Source organism: Caproicibacter sp. BJN0012 (assembly GCF_035986805.1).
Lineage (GTDB): Bacteria > Bacillota > Clostridia > Oscillospirales > Acutalibacteraceae > Caproicibacter.
Genome location: NZ_CP142518.1, coordinates 998,073 through 1,019,991, shown reverse-complemented (window position 1 = coordinate 1,019,991; position 21,919 = coordinate 998,073). Strand labels below are relative to the sequence as shown.

The window sequence follows — 21,919 nt, the reverse complement described above, 5'->3', positions numbered from 1 at the left end:
CATGGCGAATCGCAACCGGCAAATCCAGCTCAAATTTTGCGTTACCCCGCAGGAGCGTGAAATGATCGAACAGAAGATGGCGCAGCTCGGCACAAAGAATATGGCGGCGTATCTCCGCAAAATCGCTATCGACGGGTATGTGGTGAAGCTCGAACTGCCGGAGCTGAAGGAGATGGTTTCCCTCCTGCGCCGGTCCAGCAACAATCTGAACCAGCTTACCAAGCGGGTGCATGAAACAGGGCGCGTTTACGACGCGGATTTGGAGGATATCGTCCAGAATCAGGAACGGTTATGGCGGGCGGCTACTGATATCCTCGCTGTGCTTGCAAAATTAAAATAGGGGCGTATGTCCCGAAATGTGGGGCGGTTTACGGCGTGTAAGCCGCTCCGCTATTTTTTTGCCGCATCCTTGCAAAAAACAGCATAGGCGTTATAGTTATATTAGAAATTGTAAAGGGGGCCGATACTATGAGGCTGATACTGAAAATACTCGTCGCGCCGGTCATTGTTGTTCTGACCGTTTTCGTCTGGATCTGCTCCGGTCTGCTGTACTGCTCGGCGTGGGTGTTCGGCCTTGCTGGAACGGTCCTCGGCATCTTCGGTGTGCTGGCGTTGATTACCCATCAGGTCACAAACGGAATCATTCTGCTGGTGATGGCGTTTCTCGTCAGCCCGTTCGGAATTCCGATGGCGGCGGCGTGGCTGATCGGCAAGATACAGGATTTGCGGTATACGATTCAGGACCGGGTTTACGGCTAAAAAGATCACTTAAGTATCTAAGTATAAACAAACTGTGAGACTCATTATAGTAGTTGCATATGTATTATTTAATAACAAAGCAAACTGTAATGCACAGTATAGGAATTATAGCAACAAAAGCATCTATAAAAAACAATGACAGTATTTTTATTTCATTCGCAAATCGATTTGCTTCACTTAAATAACTTATCAAGTTTACTTTGATTTCGCTGTCAGGACTTATATCTTTGATCTTTGAATACCATGATATATTATTCTGTCGACATAATTGCTTTACTGTATTAAAAAAGTCTGTATCACTCCTAAACTCAGTATTATCTGTAATTTCATAATACTTTTTCTTAAAATCCTCAAGGTCATTTGAAATAGTCCTTTTTAATGTTTTTAGTTGATTTACCGAGTGAGTCACCTTGTCAATTCTTTGACCATAATTTGCATTGGCAACAATTAATGAATAGGTCAGTATTATCACAGAAAGAACAATGTTAAAATATTCTGATAAATTGCTGCAATAACTTGAAAAGAATTTTGGCGTTAAAGACGAAACGATAAGGGAAATACTATAGTAGGGTACGATTATATTTGAATATTTTTTTCTGTAGTTTAATCTTTTTTCCATGTTAATATAGTTTTGCAATGTTGTATTGCAAATAATCGACCATGATTGCTGCTTTGAATAATCGGTAAGATCCATTTTACATTCTTCCTTTCTCCATTATAAAAACAATAAATTTAACATTACATGCAACATCTTTATTGCCAGCGGCCCATACCGTAGCTCACCAAATCTGGTTTTGCTGCAACAAAGTTCATATTTGTTTGAGTGATCGAAATTATTATTGAGTTTTCTATAATAACTATGACGCGAAACGAACCTCGCATGGTTGCTATTATCTATAACATGGCCTCAGACTCAATGTTGACTCAATTTTATTCGGAAAATTATTATATATATTATAGCAAATCAAAAAGTGATTCGTAAGACATCCACATATTTTTGCTTGAAAAATAGTTTGGGAAGCTTCATAGCTTCCTTTTTATTTTATAAGGAGGAGTGTTTATGGCAACAACCCGGTTGATGCCACTGCATACCGGCAAGGGACGGGATATCGGCACGGCGATTAGCGATATTATTGATTACGCGGAAAACCCGGAAAAAACGGATTACGGCAGGCTTATCACTGGCTATGAATGCGACAGTCGGACAGCCGACGCCGAATTTCTTTTTTCCAAGCGACAGTATGCCGCGCTCACTGATAGAACGCGCGGCGCGGACGATGTAATCGCCTACCATCTTCGACAGTCCTTTGTCCCCGGCGAAATTACGCCGGAGGAAGCAAACCGCATCGGCTGTGAGCTTGCCAAACGGTTTACGAACGGAAACCACGCTTTCATCGTCTGCACCCACATCGACAAACACCACATTCATAATCATATCATCTGGAATTCCACGTCCCTTGACTGCACACGGAAATTCCGAAACTTTTGGGGCAGTACCAGGGCGGTGCGGCGTCTCAACGATACGCTGTGCATCGAGAACGGTTTGTCCATCGTGGAAGATCCGAAGCGTCACGGCAAAAGCTATAACAAGTGGCTTGGCGATCAGGCAAAGCCCTCCAACCGGGAACACTTGCGTGTAGCATTAGATGCAGCCCTCGCCCAAAAGCCTGCCAATTTTGAGGCGCTTCTGAAACTCTTGCGGGACGCCGGATATGAAATCAAGCCGGGGAAAATTCCCGCCCTGCGCGGAAAGAATCAAAAGCGGTTTATCCGGCTGGATACGCTGGGCAGCGGTTACAGTGAAGCGGAACTTCGGGCCGTCCTCTCCGGCGAAAAAACGCACAAAACGCGCAACAAAATCATCCGGCCCATGCCGGAAAAACAAGTCAATCTGCTGGTGGATATTCAGGCCAAGCTTCGCGCAGGAAAAGGCGTCAGTTACGAACGCTGGGCCAAAGTGTTCAATCTCAAACAGATGGCGCAGACGGTGAATTATCTCACCGAACACAGACTGTTGGAGTACGATACGCTTGCCGCTAAAACGGCGTCGGCTACCGCCCGGTACACCGAACTTTCCACACAAATCAAAGCGGCTGAAAAACGGATGGCCGAGATCTCCGTTTTGAAAATGCAGATCATCAATTACGCCAAGACCCGCGACACCTATGTTACCTATCGCAAGGCGGGGTATTCAAAAAAGTTTCTTTTGGAGCATGAGAGCGATATTCTGTTGCACAAGGCGGCGAAGAAATCATTCGACGAGCTGGGCGTGAAAAAACTTCCCACTGACAAGAGCTTACAGGCTGAATACGCGGCGCTTCTGTTAGAGAAAAAGGCGGCTTACGCCGACTATCACAAGGCCCGCGACGAGATGAAAGAGCTGTTGACCGTCAAGGCCAATGTGGATCATCTGCTTGTCGCCGACAGGCGCGAAGCGAAGAAAGGGAAAGAGCATGAGCAGCGTTGAATTGTCCATGTCCCTGGAAGCGTCCGCAGGACGCACAGTATATTGTAAGCCTCAATAATAAAATCATATCGAACGATACATTAATAGTTGTATAGTTCATAAATTAATGTTAGAATATTCTCATTGTGATTTCTTCAAGACAGAGAGGTGTCAAAATGAAAGCAAGCTACAAAAAGCTATGGAAACTTCTGATAGATAAAGATATGAAAAAAAAAGACTTGATGGAACAGGCCGATATTAGTTCGTTTTCGATCCATAAGCTCAATCGTGGCGAAAATGTCACCACAGATGTTCTTGGAAAAATATGCAAGGCACTAAACTGTACGCTGGATGATATTTGTGAGTTTAAGGATACTGACGAGTGACATACATAAAAAGTAATATTTAATAGTTATTAAAATTTGGAAGGGAGAATGGCGCATAACGGAGAATAAAACTACTGGAAGGTCAAAAAAGCAGTCTCAATGGGATCTGTATGAAGCTGTCATTCTCCTTGATGGTTATCTTGAGATGCTCGACAAAGAACTTCCTAAACAGCGTATTATAAAGCGCGTATCTGTCGATCTGCGCCAAATGGCTGTCAATAGAGGTGCTATTATCGATGATGTTTTCAGAAATAGAAACGGAATTTCATATCAGATTAGGAGTATGGAATCTGCTTTTACTGGTCACAGGATTCATGTCCCGGCAACTAAATTGTTTATAGAAACAGTTAATATGTATCGCAACGACAGACAACAATACGAAAAAGTATTGAAGGAGGCAAAGAGCATGATTATGCCAGTGCCATGCAATAAGAAAATGTTTATGGCATGGTCAACAGAAGTTGCCTCTAAACCAAGTAATAAATGGGTAGAAGATAATCTTAAAAAAATAGAAACATATGGCAATAAAACCGGTATCATCTCTGGCTCAATATTTGATATCACGGATGAGGATGTCCTTGAGCGTCTTTTCCGTAGTGTTTCGAAAAGTAAAGTCTTTCAGATAACCAATAGAAAGATTTATAAGCACCTTCTACAGGATTTACAAACATACCGCTACTTTTGCAAAAACAAGACTTCTATTTTATCAGAGATGCAGGAAAAAATAGATGAAAAAGTGACAGATACTGCTGTTACGGTGCCGATTTTTTTATCTGCTGTACCTGCGAAGCAAGAGAGTGTTGCAGCTACGTCTGAACTTTTTCATGTCGATTTTGACGAAATAGGTGACTTATCGTTTACCCAGCCTAATTTACTGGTGTTCAACGGCAAAAGCCACACTTATAAGAAATGGAAACAGCTATACGTTAGTTTACTGAAAGAGCTTTATCGGTTGCATAGGGATAAGTTCAATGCTGAAAAAGACAATGCAACGCTCCATTCAAACGCATTAATGATGTGCAATACTCAAAAGGTTGATACTTTTCGCAAAGGCGAAGAAATTGCTGACGGCTTGTATGTTGAAACGAATTATTCCGCTACGACCATCGTAAACAACATAAGAAGTTTCCTTGACCTCTGCAATGTTTCCTATAATGATGTGGCTATTACATATACGAAACGGAATAAATCACCCTGTCACAGCATACCCCAAGAAAACATTCAGCTTGAAAAGTCTATGGCCAAATACAGTCAAGGACTTCTTGATGCGGCCGAAACAATAATAGCGACAAGCTTTGTGAACGGCATGCGTAAGAATGCTATAATTGCCAAGAAAAAGTTCAGAAATGCTTATCTGAAATTAACTGGAGACGAGTTGCCGGAAGACATTGATATTGATGACTTGGTATCCTACGTTGGTGTTGAGTATTCTGATAAAATATATGCTATTTCCGAAGAGGACAAGCTGCACATAAAAGAATTTGTGCATGCTGCGATGGATGCTGGAAATCGTGTGATGTTCTACGAGGAGATCTACCGGCTGAATATGGCCTTCATGACAAGCGCGGGTATTTTCTCTTCGGATTTGCTCAAAATTGTTCTTAAACAGATTATGCCGGAAATGCGTTACAAGCGAACCTCGTTTTCTCTCTGTGATTCTGATAGCTTGGAGCAGGACATCATTGCTTGCTACGAGGACAAGCTGATGTTGACCTACGGCGAAATCAAAAACAGGTTACCATACGCGGATATGTGTCAAATCCGTTTTGTGTGCAGCCGTAGCAATAAATTAGTCTGGGCAAAAGAGGAAACCTACGCTCTTTCTGAGAAGCTGCAGTTGTCCCCAGCCGATATAAAAGAATCCAAAAGGATTATTTCGTATGATATTAAAGAACAGGGCTTCTCTGTGTTTCAGCGAATAACCGCGTTGGAAAGCACAGAGTTAAATCCATCTGTACCAGAAGTAGCTTTAAAAGAGGCAATCTATGCATTACATCTTTCGGCTGACTATGAGCGCAATCGTTCCATTATAACGTTGCCTGAAGCGTCGTTTACTCCCTCATCAGTGATGGTGGAGTATTGTAAGGGCCTTAAGGAAGCAACACTATCTCAACTTCAGTCCTATGAAGAGGATTTAACAAACAAGACTTCTTATTCTCTGGGAGTGGCATATTCGTATATGATTCGCGTGGAGAAAGAGCGCTTCGTCAGCTTAGATTCCCTCTCGTTTGATGTTCAGGCAATTGATAACGCTCTGTCGCTGTTTGTGAGAGATGAAATAATCCCCTTGAAGAGTGTCAATAGTTTTACTTCATTCCCAGAAATAATAGGATATACATGGAATCTGTTCATGCTTGATAGTTACTGCCAACATTTCAGCATAAGATTTCGTTCTATGGGAGGCCCCGCCAAGAGCAAACCGGTGGGTGCTATATTCCCGTCGCAAATGCAATTTGGCAGCTATGACGACCTGCTTGCTCAAGTAGCAGCAAAAAGTGACCTGAAGCTTAATGCGGATGATGTGAGTAAATTCTTCAAGAACAACGCCTACACACTTCGAAGAATCGATACGAACGGGATTATCGCCAAAGCGCAGGAAATGAGAATTCAGGAGGACTGAGTCGATGTACAATTATACATACGACATCGAAACTGGGGGGCTCCTGCTGAACGATAAGACCATATTGATGTCCAAGGAGCCGAGACCCGTTTATGCGCAAGAGCTTGACTCTCTCGGGATTGATGCAATTTGGAATTATGAAAAGCAGCAAGATTCACCTTATATGTGGGCGGAATCCAATCATTACATATATAAAGGAAAAAATATTTTCAACACTAACGGTGGATCACTGTATGTCAAACCTTCCGTTGAAATAACTTTTCTGAAAGACAAAAATGGTAAATTGACGCAGGTACAGACGCTAGAGGCTGGATCAACCCTGCAGACGGTGAACATAGATTTGATGATTCAGAAGAATCGCGAGATGCTTGATATTATCGAGCAGGTCACAGTCAAGAAAATTTATAATGTTTATAAGCGTTACCAGAAAAAATTGGATTGTTTTCATGTTGCCTTTTCCGGTGGCAAGGACAGTATCGTACTTCTGGAACTTGTTAAAAAAGCTCTGCCACGCAGCAGTTTTATGGTTGTGTTTGGAGATACCAAGATGGAATTTCCTGATACATACGCTTTAATTGATAAAGTGGAAGCCCAATGCAAAAAGGAAGGCATTGCTTTCTATCGCGCATCCACGAGCTTTGAGCCGGAAGAAAGCTGGAAACTATTCGGACCCCCTTCTCGCGTCTTGCGGTGGTGTTGTTCAGTTCACAAAGCTGCACCGCAGACACTGAAAATTCGAGAGGTTCTGGGTAAAAGTAATTTTGTCGGCATGGACTTCGTCGGTGTCCGTGCACAGGAAAGTGTAGCTCGTTCCAAGTACGATGAGGAAAACTACGGTAAAAAGCAAAAGGGACAGCATTCTCATAACTCGATTTTAGATTGGACATCTGCAGAAATTTGGCTATATATTTTTGCACATGGTCTGCCAATTAACGAGGCCTATAAAAAAGGAAATTCTCGCGTCGGATGCCTTTTCTGTCCAATGGGCGGCGGTAAATCGGACAGCTTCCGTAATCTTTGCTATCCTGAGGGAATAGCAAAATATTCGAATTTGATAAGAGAAACCATAGATGACAGAAATATCAACTCGTATATAACCAATGGCGGTTGGATTGAACGAAAAAACGGTAGAGATTTAATAGGCAATAAAGAAAAATATAGTGAAGAAGTTAAGGATGGTTACCTGAATATAACAGTAAACAATCCAAATACGGATTGGCACGAGTGGATTAAAACTCTCGGCGAACTTAGTTTCAAATATGAAGTTGATAATACAACTAGCGGTTATATTGTAAAAATACCTGGATCTATGGATAAGACAGCAGAAGGAAAGCTTTTTAAGCAAGTATTTCACAAAGCGGCTTATTGTGTGGGATGCAGAGTTTGCGAGGCGAATTGTAGAAATGGATGTATATCCTTTAAAGAAGGCTTACATATAGACAATTGCCAGCACTGTAAGCAGTGCCATAACATTGATGACGGATGTCTGATGTTTCATTCGGTGCAACTGCCAAAAAACGGAGGAAGAGTAATGCGGAGTATTAATACATTTGCAGATCATGCACCCAAGATTGATTGGGTTAAGAATTTCTATGCTGATGGTAACGGCTTCCTTGAAGATAATACGCTAGGGCCGATGCAGATTCAAATGTTTAAGCGATTCCTCTCTGACTCCAAACTCATTAAAGCAAATAAGACTACCCAATTTTATGAACTCACCTCCCAACTTGGCTGGGAGACTGAATCCACATGGGGATTGTTGCTTGTACAATTGGCATATGGAAATCCACAGATTAAATGGTACATAGACAATATGCCAATCAGCGAGTATTTTCCGAGAGCTTACCTTGAAGACAAAATAATGGCAGAGGGTGTTAGTGCCAAAGATGCAGCTTCTATCACAAAATCATTTAAACGCCTTGTGGAAATTCCCCTCGGCACGGTCCTTAATTTCGGAGAGGTTACTATGAAAGGAAGGCAAATTGAAGCACTCTGCAGGTGCAAGTCAAACTTGTCGGATTCACGAGTTCTTCTCTATTCCCTCTACCGTTACGCTGAAGCCTGTGAAGGGTACTATCAATTTACTCTTCACACCCTAATGGATGCCACAATTGAGTCTGCTGGAATCAGCCCTGTAAAACTATTTGGCTTCTCTGAAGATGAGATGGAAGCAATGCTTCGTGGCCTTGCAGCGAAATATCACGACTATATTGACGTAACCTTCACTCACGATCTCGATAAAATAACGCTGAGAGATTATCATACGTCCACAGACGTATTGAAGTTGTTTTAAGGGGGGATCGATATGAAATACAGTGAATATTTTGAAATAAACCAAAATTACTATCCTGAAATCAATCCAGATTCCATCAAAGACCCAGAAAATAAGTGGCAGTTCACCTATCCACATAAGACATTTATAGAACTGTTAGAAGCTGCAGAACGTATGTTGGCAAGAGAAACCGGCAAGGATAAGCATGGCATTTGGGTAGAGGGTTCCTATGGTACTGGTAAATCCAGAGTTGTATGGACTCTGGAGAACCTGCTGACCTGTCCTGCCGAAGAAGTACGTCAGTATTTTAACAACTTTGATGCTCTCCGCAAAAAGCCGGATTTACGGGACAAGCTGCTTGCCCATAAAGAAGGTAAGATTATCACTGCCTCCCGTTATGGCAGCGGCGAGATCGAATCAATCAAGCAGTTTATTATGGCAATCTACGACAGCGTCACCAAGGCGCTAAAGGCTGCCAAAATCGACTATAAAGGTCAACACACTCTTCGCGGCAGAATTGCCACTTGGATTGAAGACGAAACACATAAGCAGATTTTTGAACTACTTATTAAAAAGCCGGAGTACAGAGGCCTTGGCAGCTTTAACGGAAAATCTGCTGACGATATCATTGCACAGCTAAAAAACGTCAATACAAGTGTGGATACTTTGCTGGATGATATTCTCAGTCTTGCTGATAAAGAAGGCATCACCATGTTTGAAATTGACATGGATGATCTTAAGCAATGGCTGACAGATATCGTTGATGAAAACAATTTGGAAGCGATAGTATTTTTTTGGGATGAGTTTTCATCATTTTTCAAAAAGAACAAGACATCACTGGATATTTTTCAAAAGCTTGCGGAACTTTCAGAAAGCAAGCCGTTTTATATGGTTATCGTTACCCACATGAGCGGCTCGCTGGTTGGTCCTACCGAACAGGGCCCTTTTAAAATTGTGTACGACCGTTTTGTCCACAATACCATTGAAATGCCCGATGGTATTGCGTTTGATTTGATTCACGACGCAATGCGTATTAAGGAGGTGGCAAAAGACGAGTATGCAGAACTAACAGATGAACTGAACGGATACATGACATCTTCACGTAAAGCGGTCTGCGAATATGCGCAGATTGACGAAAATGTCATGAGGGGTATTTTCCCCATTCATCCGATGGCTGCTCTGTTGCTAAAACACATCTCCACGTCATTTGCTTCCAACCAGCGAAGCATGTTCAATTTCATAAAAAACAAGGACAGTGATAATCTCCAGGCGTTTCAGTGGTTTATTAATAATCACAGCCCTGGGGATTCACAGATCCTTACAATCGACTATCTGTGGAACTTCTTCTACGAAAAAGGTACAGACGAGAACAGTTCCGGTACCGGGCGCAGTAATCTGGATGTTGCTATCGCTACGATCCTTGATACCTATCCGAGAAACGAGTCAAAGCTTGGCAGCATAGATGAAAAACGTGTTCTCAAAACCGTTCTCATGATGCAGGCTATCAGTAAGAAACTGAATAACGGTGTAGAGCTTTTTCGTCCGACGGATAAGAATATCCAGCTTGCTTTTGAGGGCGATGACACCATGGAAAACAATCGTGCCATCAACATTATTCGCAATTTGCTGGTACCCAAGAAAATACTGTACATTGACTCCAATGGCAGCGTTGATGAGTATGCCGCCGCAGCTGTCGCCGGAGATCAGGTGCAAATTGACGCTATTAAAGAGCGCCTTAGGAAGGAAACTAAAACTGCAACCCTTCTTGCTGCCGGCGAGATTGATACAGCTTTCAATTTTCCTGCATCCATAAAAGCACGGTATGTTTTCATCAATGTTACGGTGGACAACTTCACAGTTACAATTAATAGAATCTCCAACGAACATAAGACATATCAGTTCCGTTCAGTTATTTGTTATGCTCGAAACGAAGACGAGCAAAAGAAGATGCATACGCTGATTGAAGAAGCAGTTAAAAAAGAACTCTATCAGGATATTGTCTTTATCGATGCATCGTCCAATATTATGGGTGTTGACCGGTTCGACAGATATATTGATGTTGCAGCGCAGGAAGAATACTGGCGTTCGAAAGACAGTAAGCTTGCGGATGACAAGTTAAAAAACAAGAAAGCTCTTCTGGGTGAATGGAAAACATACATCAGCAGTGGAAGCTTTATTGTTTATAAAACTGTGAATTATAAGACTCCCTGCGGTAGTATGCAGTTGCTTAATGATGCACTTGCAACTCTGGTTCTTAAAGTGTATCCGTTGTCTTTTGATAATGCAAATGTTTCCGAAAGCTTCTTTATTCGCGATTATTATAGTGATGGCGCAAAAAAGGGTATTGCTTCTGCATTCGGCGGTATTTATCAAGAGAAATCCATCCGTGCCATGTTGGGTGATGTATTTGGCATTTCTAATTATTGGGATGTGAACAGCACACACAGCATATCCAAACTAAAGAAGAAAGTCGATGAACTGATTGCCGAAAAGTTTGATAATGATGTCCGTATTTCAATAGGAGATATCTTCGATTTTCTGATGGGACAGGGCTTTATGCCTTGCAATCTCTATGCGTATCTTACCGGTTTTCTACTTAAGGAATATTCAGTTGAACCGTATCGCTACGGTATAGGCACAGCAGGTGATGACGGTGGAAAAATGACGCCAGAAAAGCTGGGCGACTTTATAGGCGAGTATATCAAGAACATGGTTAGCCCCATTAAAAACTATAGGGAAAAGTTTATTGAGATTATGACGCAAGACCAGAAAGCCTTCGTCGATTTCGCACATAATGCTTTTGACGTAGCTGATAATCTTTCGGTGGAGCAAACAGCATCCCGCGTTCGTGTAAAATTGAAGGATATCGGTTACCCCGTATGGTGCTTCAAATATATTGATACAAACAGTTTGGACGCCTTCATCGACAAACTTGCAGGCATTTCAAATGCGAAATCGGGCGAAAATGTCCCTGTGTTAGCTGGCCAACTTGGAAAGATGCTCGTTCAGGTACCTACTGCTTCGAATAATCTGGCGGAACTCATCACAGAAGAGAATGGTCCCAAAGCAATGATGGAATTTCTTCAGGGCTTTGAGAATGGAGAACTGTTGTCCGTAGCGGCGGCTATCGGCATTCCAGATGTTATGAGTGATGTGAAACGTCAGATAGGTTCCGGAGAAGCTACGTGGCTTTGGGATAAAGATACGGGTGTGGAAGAACTAAAGAAACTCCTCATCGACTACAAGATTATTCTGAAGAGTAATGGGCTTCCTTCTGTTTCCAATAGTACATCCTTTTTCTCTTGTATGCAGTCATGGAAAGAATATACGAGTTTCATAAAGACCCCGTATTCTGTTTGCAAATTCAAAATTCCGGAGCTTTCTTTCTTTTTTGAGTGTCTAAAAGATATTGCAGATGAATGTGACCTGGCTCATGATAGGCATGAGAAATTTCTATATGAGCTAGAAACAAAGACAGCTGTTATCTCCGCACTAAAAGAGCGTAAGATGGATGTGTTTCGCGAGGAGTACTCCCTTTATATTACTGGTTTCAGCGAAAAGGAAGTTGCTAAACTTTATAGCAAACTGCCTAGTTCTTCATTTACAGATGATAAGGCTACGTTTGAGAAAAATATCAGTGCAGAGTCGGATGCAATTAAAAGCGAGCAGGAGCGTTTTAAGCTTGCTGCCATGTGGGAAGAATTGACTGGGACTACTACTCCGTTTGATTGGTGCGACAAGAATCGCACTCCGATTCGCATCATGGTGCCTTCTGCCGAACAACAGAGCGCAATTAAGCTGTTCAATGCGGTCAATTATGCTAATGCTGACAAGAAGGATGTTACCTTTGCCCTTGATTATCTTTCTGAAAAACCTGCTTATCTTGCGCATCTCAATGACAGAGCTGCGATTGAGACAGCGTTTATTCGTAATATAGTCGGCAGATATGCTGCTGTGCTTACGGATAATGACGAAGTGCGGAAGCATCTGGAAAAGTATGTGCCGGAATCATATTACCAGTGGTATGGCAGTCCAACGGTAAGCTCAGAGATCAAAAAACTTGCGAGGTCAAAATATTTAAATGGCGGCAACAGCTCAGTCATGAAGAAAATTGACGATATGAGTGCTGATGAGGCAAAGCAACTGCTGAAATCTCTGGTAACAGATGATGTGGAGGTCGGCATTTCAATTATATCCAAGGAAGGAGAATAGACTTTGAGTGCGATATCAGCTAACGAAGCAATCAAAAAAATAAACGCATACTTGAGCAGTGAATCTGCCTATCCCTTCTTCGTAATAGTTGATGGTAGCGCAGACTACACTGTTGTTTTAAATCACTTTGCGTCTCTTGGTCACATTCGGGTAAGTGATTATTGTAATGATAATTCATTTGCGGATTATGATAAACTTTACGATGCAATCGGCAGTAATTCTCATAAGAGTGTTCTTCTCGGATTGGGCGATATTATTACTTTAAGCGGATATACAAAAGCGTTAGGAAAGATTAGCAATTTGATATTATGCGGAAAACTTGTAGTTTTGTGCAGAGGTATTCATGCGCAGATTCTTAAGATGAATGAGACTGACAAAAAATTTAATTCTCGTAGATATTGTGAAATTCAATCCACACTTGATTATACCGTTATACGCATAAAACCCGAGGTGTCATTTCCTTCTGAGATAAATTTTAAGAAACTATTGCGTTCTTTGGAGGATGGAAAAGGGGGTATAATCTATGCTAAAACGAATTTACCAATTAGCGCAAGTCATAGTATTACTTCGCCCTATGAAGCGATAAAAGAAACTCAACTGTCATTTCCAGTGCGAGAGTCAGCTCTTCCATCAGAGCTTTGGGCGCAATTTAATGAAGATGATAGCCTTGATGGTTATGAATTACTTGATTGGCGCACATATTTACGGCTTTCCATTAAGCCGGTTACAAATGCATACTTGAAAAAGGTTATGGGAGCTTCGCCGACCTATGATGAGTATAAGAAGCAGATCTTTAACGTAATTCTTGATATTCCGAGAAAAAATAAAGATTTCAATTCTCTTTATATGAAGAGAAAAGTATTGCTAAAGGATATGACTGACAATGATGTTGCAAATTATGTTGCAATGTCACTGCAAAAAGATGCTGATCGTATATTCTATCTTACAGACAATACATCAGTTGAGCGTTTTGCAATTATTGAGGAATTGTCAAAACTTGGTACAATTCCAGCAGAGCTTCCGGTTATATACCCTGCGCTAAGTAAGTATCTTGTGGACTATACGTTTTCATGTAAAAATTCGCATTTATTTACACAATATTTTTCTCAATATAAGCGACAGAAGCTTTCAAATGTCATTTCCGAAAGTTTTCTCGACAAAGTTATCAACTTGGCCACGGATGGGAAGCGTGTTTATACCGGACTTGATACAAGAGGTTCGATTGTAGAAAAGCTGAACGATGGAAAAAATGAATTATACTGGATTGATGCACTAGGCGTCGAGTACTTAGGATATATTCAAACGATGGCTAAAGAACTTGGGCTGTTGTTAACTATCCAAATTGGGCGGGCTGTTTTGCCAACTCTTACATGTCTAAATAGGGATTTCTATGATGAATGGAAAGGTGGAAAAACTCAAACAAAAAAACTGGATGACATAAAGCATAAGGGCGAGCAGGACTTCAACTATGAAAAACAGAAGCTTCCAATCCATTTGGCAGAAGAGCTCAAAGTGATTGATAAGGCTTTAGAATGGGCAAAAGACGAATTGCTTCAAAATCGTACTAGCAAGGTTGTCATAGCTTCCGACCATGGTGCAAGCCGTTTGGCTGTAATAAATAATATTGAAAACAAATGGGAAATGGCAACGACAGGGCTTCATTCGGGACGTTGCTGTCCAACAAACGAAATAAATGAAAAACCAGTAACGGCTACAGACGAACATGGTTTCTGGGTACTTGCGAATTACGACCGCTTTAGAGGCGGTCGTAAGGCGAGTGTTGAGGTACATGGTGGTGCCTCTCTTGAAGAAGTTCTTGTGCCAATTATTGAGATAAGCCTTGCTAATGGTATTATCGAATTGAAGAATATGACCGAAACGGCATGGTCTAGTTGGGATGAGGCTCCGTTTATTGAAATATTCAGTCCGGCAAAAATCAATAAACTTTCCTTGCGGTTTAATGGACATATTTACAAATCAATTCCCATTGGGGAAAAGAAGCATAGAATTGTATTTGACGATTTTAAACGTTCGGGGATATACACCGCAGACGTGCTTGACGGTGATAACTTGATTGGAGTTGTCACATTTAAAATTGAAAAACGCAGTGGTAAAACTCAAGCCGCTGAAGAAGACGAATTTTTCAAATAAAAAGGGGGAATTCGCATGGCAAACAATACGATTGAAAAACTAAGAGACTATTTTGATGAGATGGTCGTATATAAAGATTTAAAGAATAATAATTTCTTTTCGTCTTTAAGCCTCCCATCTTTCACTCGCGATTGGCTATTACGCAAGTTTGAAGACGAAGAGGGCCATTTTGACCACGAGGAACTTGCAGAATTTGTTAGGCGCTTTATCCCAAAGAAGGATGAATGGACTTCAATAAAAAGTCGGATTGTCAAAGACAATGAACGTGTGCGGATGCTCGCAAAAATTGCGATAGAAATAGACATCCGTACGGGTGAAGTATCATTTACTTTACCTGATTTTGGACTATCATCAAGAGAAACAATTATTGAGGATGATGTCTGGGAATCATGTAAAGATGAATTGGTGAGCGGTCGAGAAGTCTGGGGAATGATTGAATTGGCTTATCGCCTTCCTGATGACTCAGTCACACCGAAAATACCCGGCAAAATTCGACTGATTAGCTTTAAGAATTTCTGCCCATATAGCATTGAACTTGACTACTATAAAAATGCCAGATCAAAGTTTAACACATCTGAATGGATCGATGTTCTTCTTGGAGCAGTCGATTACAATGCGGATGGATATAAGAGTGAAGAAGAAAAGCTAACCATGCTTACACGGCTTCTTCCATTTGTCGAAAAAAGGCTGAACCTTATTGAACTTGCTCCAAAGGGTACCGGCAAGTCGTATCTATTTGGACGAGTAAGCAGGTATGGGTGGCTATCAAGCGGTGGTGTAATGAGCCGTGCAAAGATGTTTTATGATATTTCTAAGCGCACTGAAGGCTTAGTTTCGGGCCACGATTTTATTACGCTGGATGAAGTGCAAACCATTTCATTTACCGATGTAGACGAAATGCGGGCAGCATTGAAGGGTTATCTTGAGTCTGGTGTATTTACCGTGGGAAACTATGAGGGAACGGCTTCTTCTGGCGTTATCCTCTGTGGTAACATTTCTAAAGAAACAATGGATAACGATGGTACTACAGATATGTTCTGCGAGCTCCCAAAAGTGTTCCATGAATCTGCTCTAATTGAGCGATTTCATGGCTTTATTAAAGGATGGAATATACCTCGTATGAATGATGACTTGAAAATATCTGGATGGGCATTGAATTCAGAATATTTCTGTTCTATTCTTCACGAGCTTAGAGAAGATACTACTTACCGCGCAATTGTTGACAAACTTGTTGTTGTGCCTGAAAGCGCGGATACAAGAGACACCGAAGCTGTAAAACGTATAGCTACTGCATATCTAAAGCTTCTGTTTCCACATGTTCGAAAGCCAGAAGACATTAAAGCGCGTGATTTCAACAGATATTGCCTTCGCAGAGCCTGTAATATGCGAGCAACAATCAGAATGCAACTTGGTATTATGGACGTTGAATACTTTGGCAAAGATATTCCTCCATTTACTGTCAACGACTTAACAAAATCATGAAAAAACAAGAATGTAGAATGTGCTTTAAATCTCCACTAAGCAAAGATGAGATCGGAATCAATAAAAAACTTCTAGGCACGGACACGAAATCTTTTTTTTGTCTTGATTGTTTGGCTGATTATCTTGAATGCACAAAAAATGAACTTCTCGATAAAATTGAGGAATTCAAAGAAGAAGGTTGCACTCTTTTTAAGTGAGGATCACTATGAAGCAATTAATTTATGCCGACAATGCGGCGACAACGCAACTAGACAAGGATGCTTTTGAAGCAATGATACCATGGCTGCTTGATGAGTATGGCAATGCCTCGCAACCATACACACTTGCAAGGAAGCCAAAGAGCGCCCTATTTCAAGCCAGGAGAACTATTGCAGAATGCATCAACGCTCTTCCAGAAGAAATTTACTTTACTTCTGGCGGAACAGAAAGCGATAACTGGGCAATAAAGGGATCTGCTTTTGTTGATACCGTAAAGCGGACAACAATAACATCTGCTTTTGAGCACCATGCGATCCTGAATTCCTGCAAAGCAATAGAAAGGCTTGGCTTTCCAGTGACATATATTTGGCCAACATCAGAAGGAATAATCGCACCTGATACATTGGCACAGATAATAACCAATCAAACAAGACTTGTATCGACAATGCTTGCCAATAATGAGATAGGCACAATTCAGCCAATTAAAGAACTTTGCGACATAGCGCACGCACATGGAGCACTGTTTCATACGGATGCGGTTCAAGCTGTTGGACATGTAAAAATCGATGTGCAGGGACTTGGAATAGATATGCTTTCTGCTTCAGCACATAAATTTAATGGTCCCAAAGGAATAGGTTTTCTCTATATTCGCAAGGGAACACAAATCATTCCCTATGCTGACGGCGGCGCTCAAGAAAATGGTTATCGTGCTGGGACTGAGAATATCGCTTCTATAGTTGGCATGGCGGTAGCACTGCGAAATAACTGCACTCATCTTGAAGAAAATGTGGCTTACGTGCAATCGCTGGAGAGACTACTTCTGAAAGAACTACAAGAAGCACAGATCCTGTTTATTCGAAACGGTGGTAAAAATACACTACCGGGCCTACTCAGCCTGTCCTTTTCCGGAGCAGGAGGAGAAGCTATTCTCCATCGCTTGGATTTAATGGGCATTAGCATTTCAACCGGTTCCGCCTGTAATAGCGAAAATACAGAAATTTCTCACGTTCTTAAGGCAATACAGCTTGAGGAAAAACAGGCAAAAGGAACAGTTAGAATCTCACTCGGTAGGAATAATACTGAAGAAGATGTTGAAGGCATCGTAGGGGCTCTGACGAAGATACTAAGGTAAAGGGATACCATTTCCTCCCTAAAGCCGCTGTGCGTACTACAATGCCCCTGAATCAACACCATGCGAAAATTGATTTTCGCTATCGTTCTACCGTTTGACGCTGGTGAATGTTTATCTATGAAGCGTCCGCAGGACGCGTAGCCGCACAATTTATTGTGCGATCAAAGGGGGTTGGGGGCGCTGCCACCAACAAGCAAAAGGCCGGTTTCCGTTGAAGCGGAAATCGGCCTTTGAGCATCGTGGGTACCACGATGCATTGCTTGCCACTATTATCAACAATTAGTGATAACTACCATGAGTTTGACCCCATACAGCGTAAAAGTCGCGCTGTACGGTTGGCGGCAGACAGTTTAAACGCTGCCTATGATACCCTAAATACTATCGCGCGGAGATGATACGGTTAGCTTCCTTGCTGCCTGAACCTGATATTGTAATGTCAATGCAAGGTGCAGAAGAAACACGAGGCCAAAACTCATGACTGAAATCGGCGACGTGCGGCGCTTTACCAGCAATGTCAACGCCGGGATTTTTTTGACCCAAAACGCCGGCCGGAAATGACCCGCATCGCCGGTTATACGAGCGCCGGTCACCCTACCGCCGGAATATCCGCCGGCGGAACTGTCTGAACGCCGGTCTTGAGCCGATCTTTCAGCCGGTAGGTCTGCCCGCGAATATTAATCACATGAGCGTGATGCAGCAGCCTGTCGAGCAGGGCCGTGGCAATCACGGTATCGCTGAGCAGCTCGCCCCAGTCGCTGAAATACTTGTTGCTGGTCAGGATAATGCTGCCGTGCTCGTAACGTTCGGACACCAACCGGAAGAAAAGCTCCGCCTCCTGCCGGTTCAGCTGCATGTATCCGACCTCGTCGATCACGAGGATGGCCGGGCGCAGATAGACACGCCAGCGCCTCTCCAGCCGGTTCTGCTCCAATGCCCGTTTGAGATCTTCTATCAGGCGTGCCAGACTGGTGTAGTAAACTGTCAGACCGGCTTTCAGGGCTTTCATGGAGATACCGACCGCCAAATGGGTTTTGCCGACGCCGGGCGGTCCCAACAGGATGATGTTTTCTGCGCGGGCGGCAAAGGCCAGAGTGGCCAGTTCGTCGATCTGCCGTTTGTCGATGGAAGGCTGAAAGTTGAAGTCGAACTCCTCCAGACTTTTTCGGTGTGGGAGACGAGCCAGCTTCGTGCGCATTTCCTCGCCCTTCCGACCACGTTCCTGCTGCTCCGAGGTCAAAAGCTCGTCCAGAAACTGCGCATAGGTGTGTTCCGCGTGCAGCGACCGTTCCATCTGCGCGTCCAGCAGCGTGGCGGCGGTTTCAAGGCCCATATTGCCGAGCAGCTCCCGGGCGTGTTCCAGTTCAACCATGGGAGACACCTCCCAGCAACTGATCATAAACGCTCAGTTCGCGGACCTCCACGGCGCCATCTTTTTTACTGGCGCATGGAAATGGCACGGGGACGCCGTTTCTCTCTGTGAGACCGCTGTACTGCCCCTGCAGGAAAACAACATTGCCGGAACGGTACTGCGCCTTGTGTTTTGCCAGCAGAACCTCGCCATAGTAGATTTCCAAATAGCCGGCGCACAGCCGGACGCGCACTTCCTTGCCGCTGTACTGCCATGGTACGCCGTAACGGACGCCATCGAAACTGACCATCCCGTCGCGCGTCACGATCCGCGTCTCCCAGCGGTATTTGTCCAGCGTTTCCTGCGGTGGAAGTTTCCGCAAGCCTTCCTTTTCCAGTTCCTGCAGCGGGATTTTACCGGTGGTGTGATGGACTTTTTCATCGGCCTGCCGGCACCAACTCAGTACCTGTCGGTTCAGATCCTCCAGATTTTCGAACTGCCTGCCGGGTAGAAAGTTGTCTTTCACATACCGCACCAGCCGTTCTACCTTACCCTTGGTCTGCGGAGAGCGAATGCGGCATACTTTCGGCACGAATCCCAGCTCGGCGGCGAAATCCGCAAAACGCGTATTCCAAATGGGTTTCCCAGCTTCACGACCTGTCACAACCGTTTTCATGTTGTCGGTGAGCACATTCTCCGGCATGCCGCCGAAATAGGAGAATGCGTTGACGATGCACCGTTCCAGACTGCTCAGATCGCACCGGCTGGTAAATTCCGTGTACTTTACGCGGGATTTTCCGAGAATCATCACAAACGCCGGCACCTTGTGAAGCATTCCGCTGCTATCCGTGTAATGGCAGATTCCCCAATCCATCTGCGCCTGTTTGCCGGCTTGCGTTTCATAGCGCCGCACGGCGGGCAGCGCTTTCGCCGGACGGTATGGATGCACATACTCCTTGAGTATCGAAATTCCACCGCTGTAACCGGTGGCCTGTAACCGTTCCAGCAGAACCACGCAGTTGAAGATCCCCTGGTTCATGAGCTCGTGAAGCTGCGGTTTGTACGTGTCCAGCTTGGAGAAACGATCTGCTTCCGGCGGCAAATCCTTGCCATGCTCTATGTATTTGCGGGCGGTGTTCTTAGATATTCCGAGTTCCTTGCCGATGGCGTAGGCGCTTTTCCCGTCCTGTGCTTTTTCCCGTATCATGAGTATTGTTCCACTCCTTAGCATCCGGCCTACCTCCATGGCGTTTCTTTACGCCATGGTAGCCGTTATTCTTGAGTGGGTCAATTCCTCCGGCGTTTTGGGTCAATTATACTCCGGCGATAACAGCAAGGCGGCACTGGTGGCGTTTGACGGTGTTGATGCCTCTCCGTTTCAGTCAAGAATATTCGGCTCCAAATCGAGACATGTATCCAAGCGCGCTTACTCGCAGCTTCAAAGAACGCTATTTTAAGTTATAGTCAGCATGGTTAGAGAGGATAAACAATGCAGGCTTATCCTGACCGCTGATCAGAATATATCTATAATCTGAGCCACTACTGGCTTAAAGCCGGTAGGCGATTGGCGGCTGGAAGCCGCCTAAGACATAGAGAACGGATGCCTTTTATATCAATCTTACGCAGGGCTATGGCAAGCTTTCTAATCTTTCTCGATTTCTGCGGAGTGGGTTGATTTAAAGGTTTCGCCCGAAGGCAAGGGTCCTAACAACATGTTGGCAGACAATAAATTGTATATCAAAACGCTTAACAAGTTCATCAATGCGTTTTCAACTGAATTTGTAATTAATTTGAGATAACATCAATCTCAAACACATTAATAACGTCTGCATCGGGGCAGCAGAAAGCAATTTTCCCATAGTCCTCGCTGTTTGGAACATTCCCACCATAACGCAAGATATCTACGTATGGAAATGCAGTATGCATGGCCATTGGGCATAGTTTCCCTCTATCAGCGTCAAAATCAAATTCATCACCAATACTATGACCATGATGGCATTTATGATTGCCTCTTTGATCAATCAGTTTCAAAATAATTCTTGGATGTCCTGACATTGTATACTCCTTACGTTGCGATTGCAACATGACTTTGTATATGCTATGATCATAAATGGGGGTGAGTATATACCAAACGAAATTGTAAAATTAAAGATTCATGCTTGTTTGAAAACATTCAGGAAAGCAAAAATAAAATAAGTGTAAAGGAAGCAAAATTATGGTTCGATATGAGAGATATGTTTACGATCACGACATTATCACTGCAATTCTTGATTTATGTGAGATTGTTCATGTTGGGTTCATGGACAAAAATAACGCTTACGTTGTTCCCATGAATTACGGATATGGTGTTACAAAAGATAAGCTTTTGATTTTTGTTCATACAGGTAAAGAAGGTTATAAGTTAAAATTGATTAAAAATAATCCAAATGTCTGTTTGTCATTTGCAGCATGGAGAAATTATCCTGATCATCCTTATAAAGGACATGTCCATGATTTTCGGTCTGTTATGGCTTTTGGAAAAATTCACATGATAGAATTGGATAAGGAACCTGAATACTGTAAAACTGCACTTCAGGCTCTATTTAAAAAGACACACCGTAGCGGATGTAAAAATCCTAAAGGTATCAAGGCTATCAATATGTATGTTATTGAGTGTAATTGGGAGGATGTGTCGGGAAAGACCGAAATTCCCGTTCGCAGACCTGAAGATGTTCCGTTTGTAGATGTCTACAATGTGCCAGAAGATAACGAACCCTATGATGATACTGATTTATATCTCACAAGGGAAGATAATATTAAAAACAAAAATTTTCTGGGATTTATTGACTAAAACAAAGATTAAGAAGCTATGTAAAAGCGAAATGGATGGTTGATTTCCTGTCGCCTGTGCATAAGAATCAGTTTCAAAATAAT

The 21,919-nt window shown here is 42.9% G+C and carries 15 protein-coding genes; 11 read left to right on the top strand and 4 right to left on the bottom strand.

All coding sequences use genetic code 11. The annotated features are described in order from the left end of the window. Position 1: 1 nt before the first annotated feature. Entirely contained in the window at positions 2-340 is a 339-nt protein-coding gene (locus VA597_RS04935; RefSeq protein WP_326975390.1) for a plasmid mobilization protein, read from the top strand. A 128-nt stretch (positions 341-468) separates the two neighbouring features. After that, complete coding sequence (locus VA597_RS04930; RefSeq protein WP_326975389.1) at positions 469-759, top strand: CD1845 family protein; 291 nt, start codon at positions 469-471, stop codon at positions 757-759. A gap of 64 nt (positions 760-823) precedes the next feature. Here the strand turns inward: VA597_RS04930 and VA597_RS04925 are convergent, their stop codons facing one another. Then, on the bottom strand, positions 824-1,453 hold the full coding sequence (locus tag VA597_RS04925) for an SLATT domain-containing protein (RefSeq protein WP_326975388.1): 630 nt from the start codon (positions 1,451-1,453) through the stop codon (positions 824-826). 366 nt (positions 1,454-1,819) lie between these two features. Here VA597_RS04925 and VA597_RS04920 point away from each other — a divergent pair, with 366 nt between their 5' ends. The 8 genes from VA597_RS04920 to VA597_RS04885 all read left to right on the top strand — a co-directional run bounded on the left by VA597_RS04920 (position 1,820) and on the right by VA597_RS04885 (position 17,658). Then, on the top strand, positions 1,820-3,226 hold the full coding sequence (locus VA597_RS04920) for a relaxase/mobilization nuclease domain-containing protein (RefSeq protein WP_326975387.1): 1,407 nt from the start codon (positions 1,820-1,822) through the stop codon (positions 3,224-3,226). Positions 3,227-3,381: 155 nt separating this feature from the next. Next, positions 3,382-3,591, top strand: coding sequence for a helix-turn-helix domain-containing protein (locus VA597_RS04915; protein ID WP_326975386.1), 210 nt, complete (start codon positions 3,382-3,384; stop codon positions 3,589-3,591). Positions 3,592-3,736: 145 nt separating this feature from the next. Next, complete coding sequence (locus VA597_RS04910; protein WP_326975385.1) at positions 3,737-6,211, top strand: hypothetical protein; 2,475 nt, start codon at positions 3,737-3,739, stop codon at positions 6,209-6,211. Positions 6,212-6,215: 4 nt separating this feature from the next. Continuing rightward, positions 6,216-8,504, top strand: a complete 2,289-nt coding sequence (locus VA597_RS04905) for a phosphoadenosine phosphosulfate reductase domain-containing protein (protein ID WP_326975384.1) — start codon at positions 6,216-6,218, stop codon at positions 8,502-8,504. Between the two features lie 12 nt (positions 8,505-8,516). After that, positions 8,517-12,695, top strand: a complete 4,179-nt coding sequence (locus VA597_RS04900) for a hypothetical protein (RefSeq protein WP_326975383.1) — start codon at positions 8,517-8,519, stop codon at positions 12,693-12,695. 3 nt (positions 12,696-12,698) lie between these two features. Continuing rightward, positions 12,699-14,846 carry a BREX-4 system phosphatase PglZ gene (gene pglZ, locus VA597_RS04895; protein ID WP_326975382.1) on the top strand — a complete coding sequence of 716 codons (2,148 nt, stop codon included), beginning with the start codon at positions 12,699-12,701 and terminating at the stop codon, positions 14,844-14,846. 15 nt (positions 14,847-14,861) lie between these two features. Continuing rightward, positions 14,862-16,328, top strand: coding sequence for a BREX system Lon protease-like protein BrxL (gene brxL / locus VA597_RS04890; protein ID WP_326975381.1), 1,467 nt, complete (start codon positions 14,862-14,864; stop codon positions 16,326-16,328). A gap of 205 nt (positions 16,329-16,533) precedes the next feature. Next, positions 16,534-17,658 carry a cysteine desulfurase family protein gene (locus tag VA597_RS04885; RefSeq protein ID WP_326975380.1) on the top strand — a complete coding sequence of 375 codons (1,125 nt, stop codon included), beginning with the start codon at positions 16,534-16,536 and terminating at the stop codon, positions 17,656-17,658. A gap of 586 nt (positions 17,659-18,244) precedes the next feature. On the opposite strand, the gene istB is transcribed toward VA597_RS04885, so the two are convergent. The 3 genes from istB to VA597_RS04870 form a co-directional block, all read right to left on the bottom strand. Next, positions 18,245-19,027 carry an IS21-like element helper ATPase IstB gene (gene istB, locus VA597_RS04880; RefSeq protein WP_326975299.1) on the bottom strand — a complete coding sequence of 261 codons (783 nt, stop codon included), beginning with the start codon at positions 19,025-19,027 and terminating at the stop codon, positions 18,245-18,247. Beyond that, positions 19,020-20,237: an IS21 family transposase gene (gene istA / locus VA597_RS04875; RefSeq protein WP_442872789.1), complete on the bottom strand. Its 1,218-nt coding sequence runs from the start codon at positions 20,235-20,237 to the stop codon at positions 19,020-19,022. Before istA ends, istB begins: the two co-directional genes overlap by 8 nt. A gap of 554 nt (positions 20,238-20,791) precedes the next feature. Further along, positions 20,792-21,037 carry a TIGR04076 family protein gene (locus tag VA597_RS04870; RefSeq protein ID WP_442872793.1) on the bottom strand — a complete coding sequence of 82 codons (246 nt, stop codon included), beginning with the start codon at positions 21,035-21,037 and terminating at the stop codon, positions 20,792-20,794. Between the two features lie 184 nt (positions 21,038-21,221). On the opposite strand from VA597_RS04870, the gene VA597_RS04865 reads away from it, so the two are divergent. After that, positions 21,222-21,836 carry a pyridoxamine 5'-phosphate oxidase family protein gene (locus VA597_RS04865; protein ID WP_266161651.1) on the top strand — a complete coding sequence of 205 codons (615 nt, stop codon included), beginning with the start codon at positions 21,222-21,224 and terminating at the stop codon, positions 21,834-21,836. Positions 21,837-21,919: the final 83 nt, after the last annotated feature.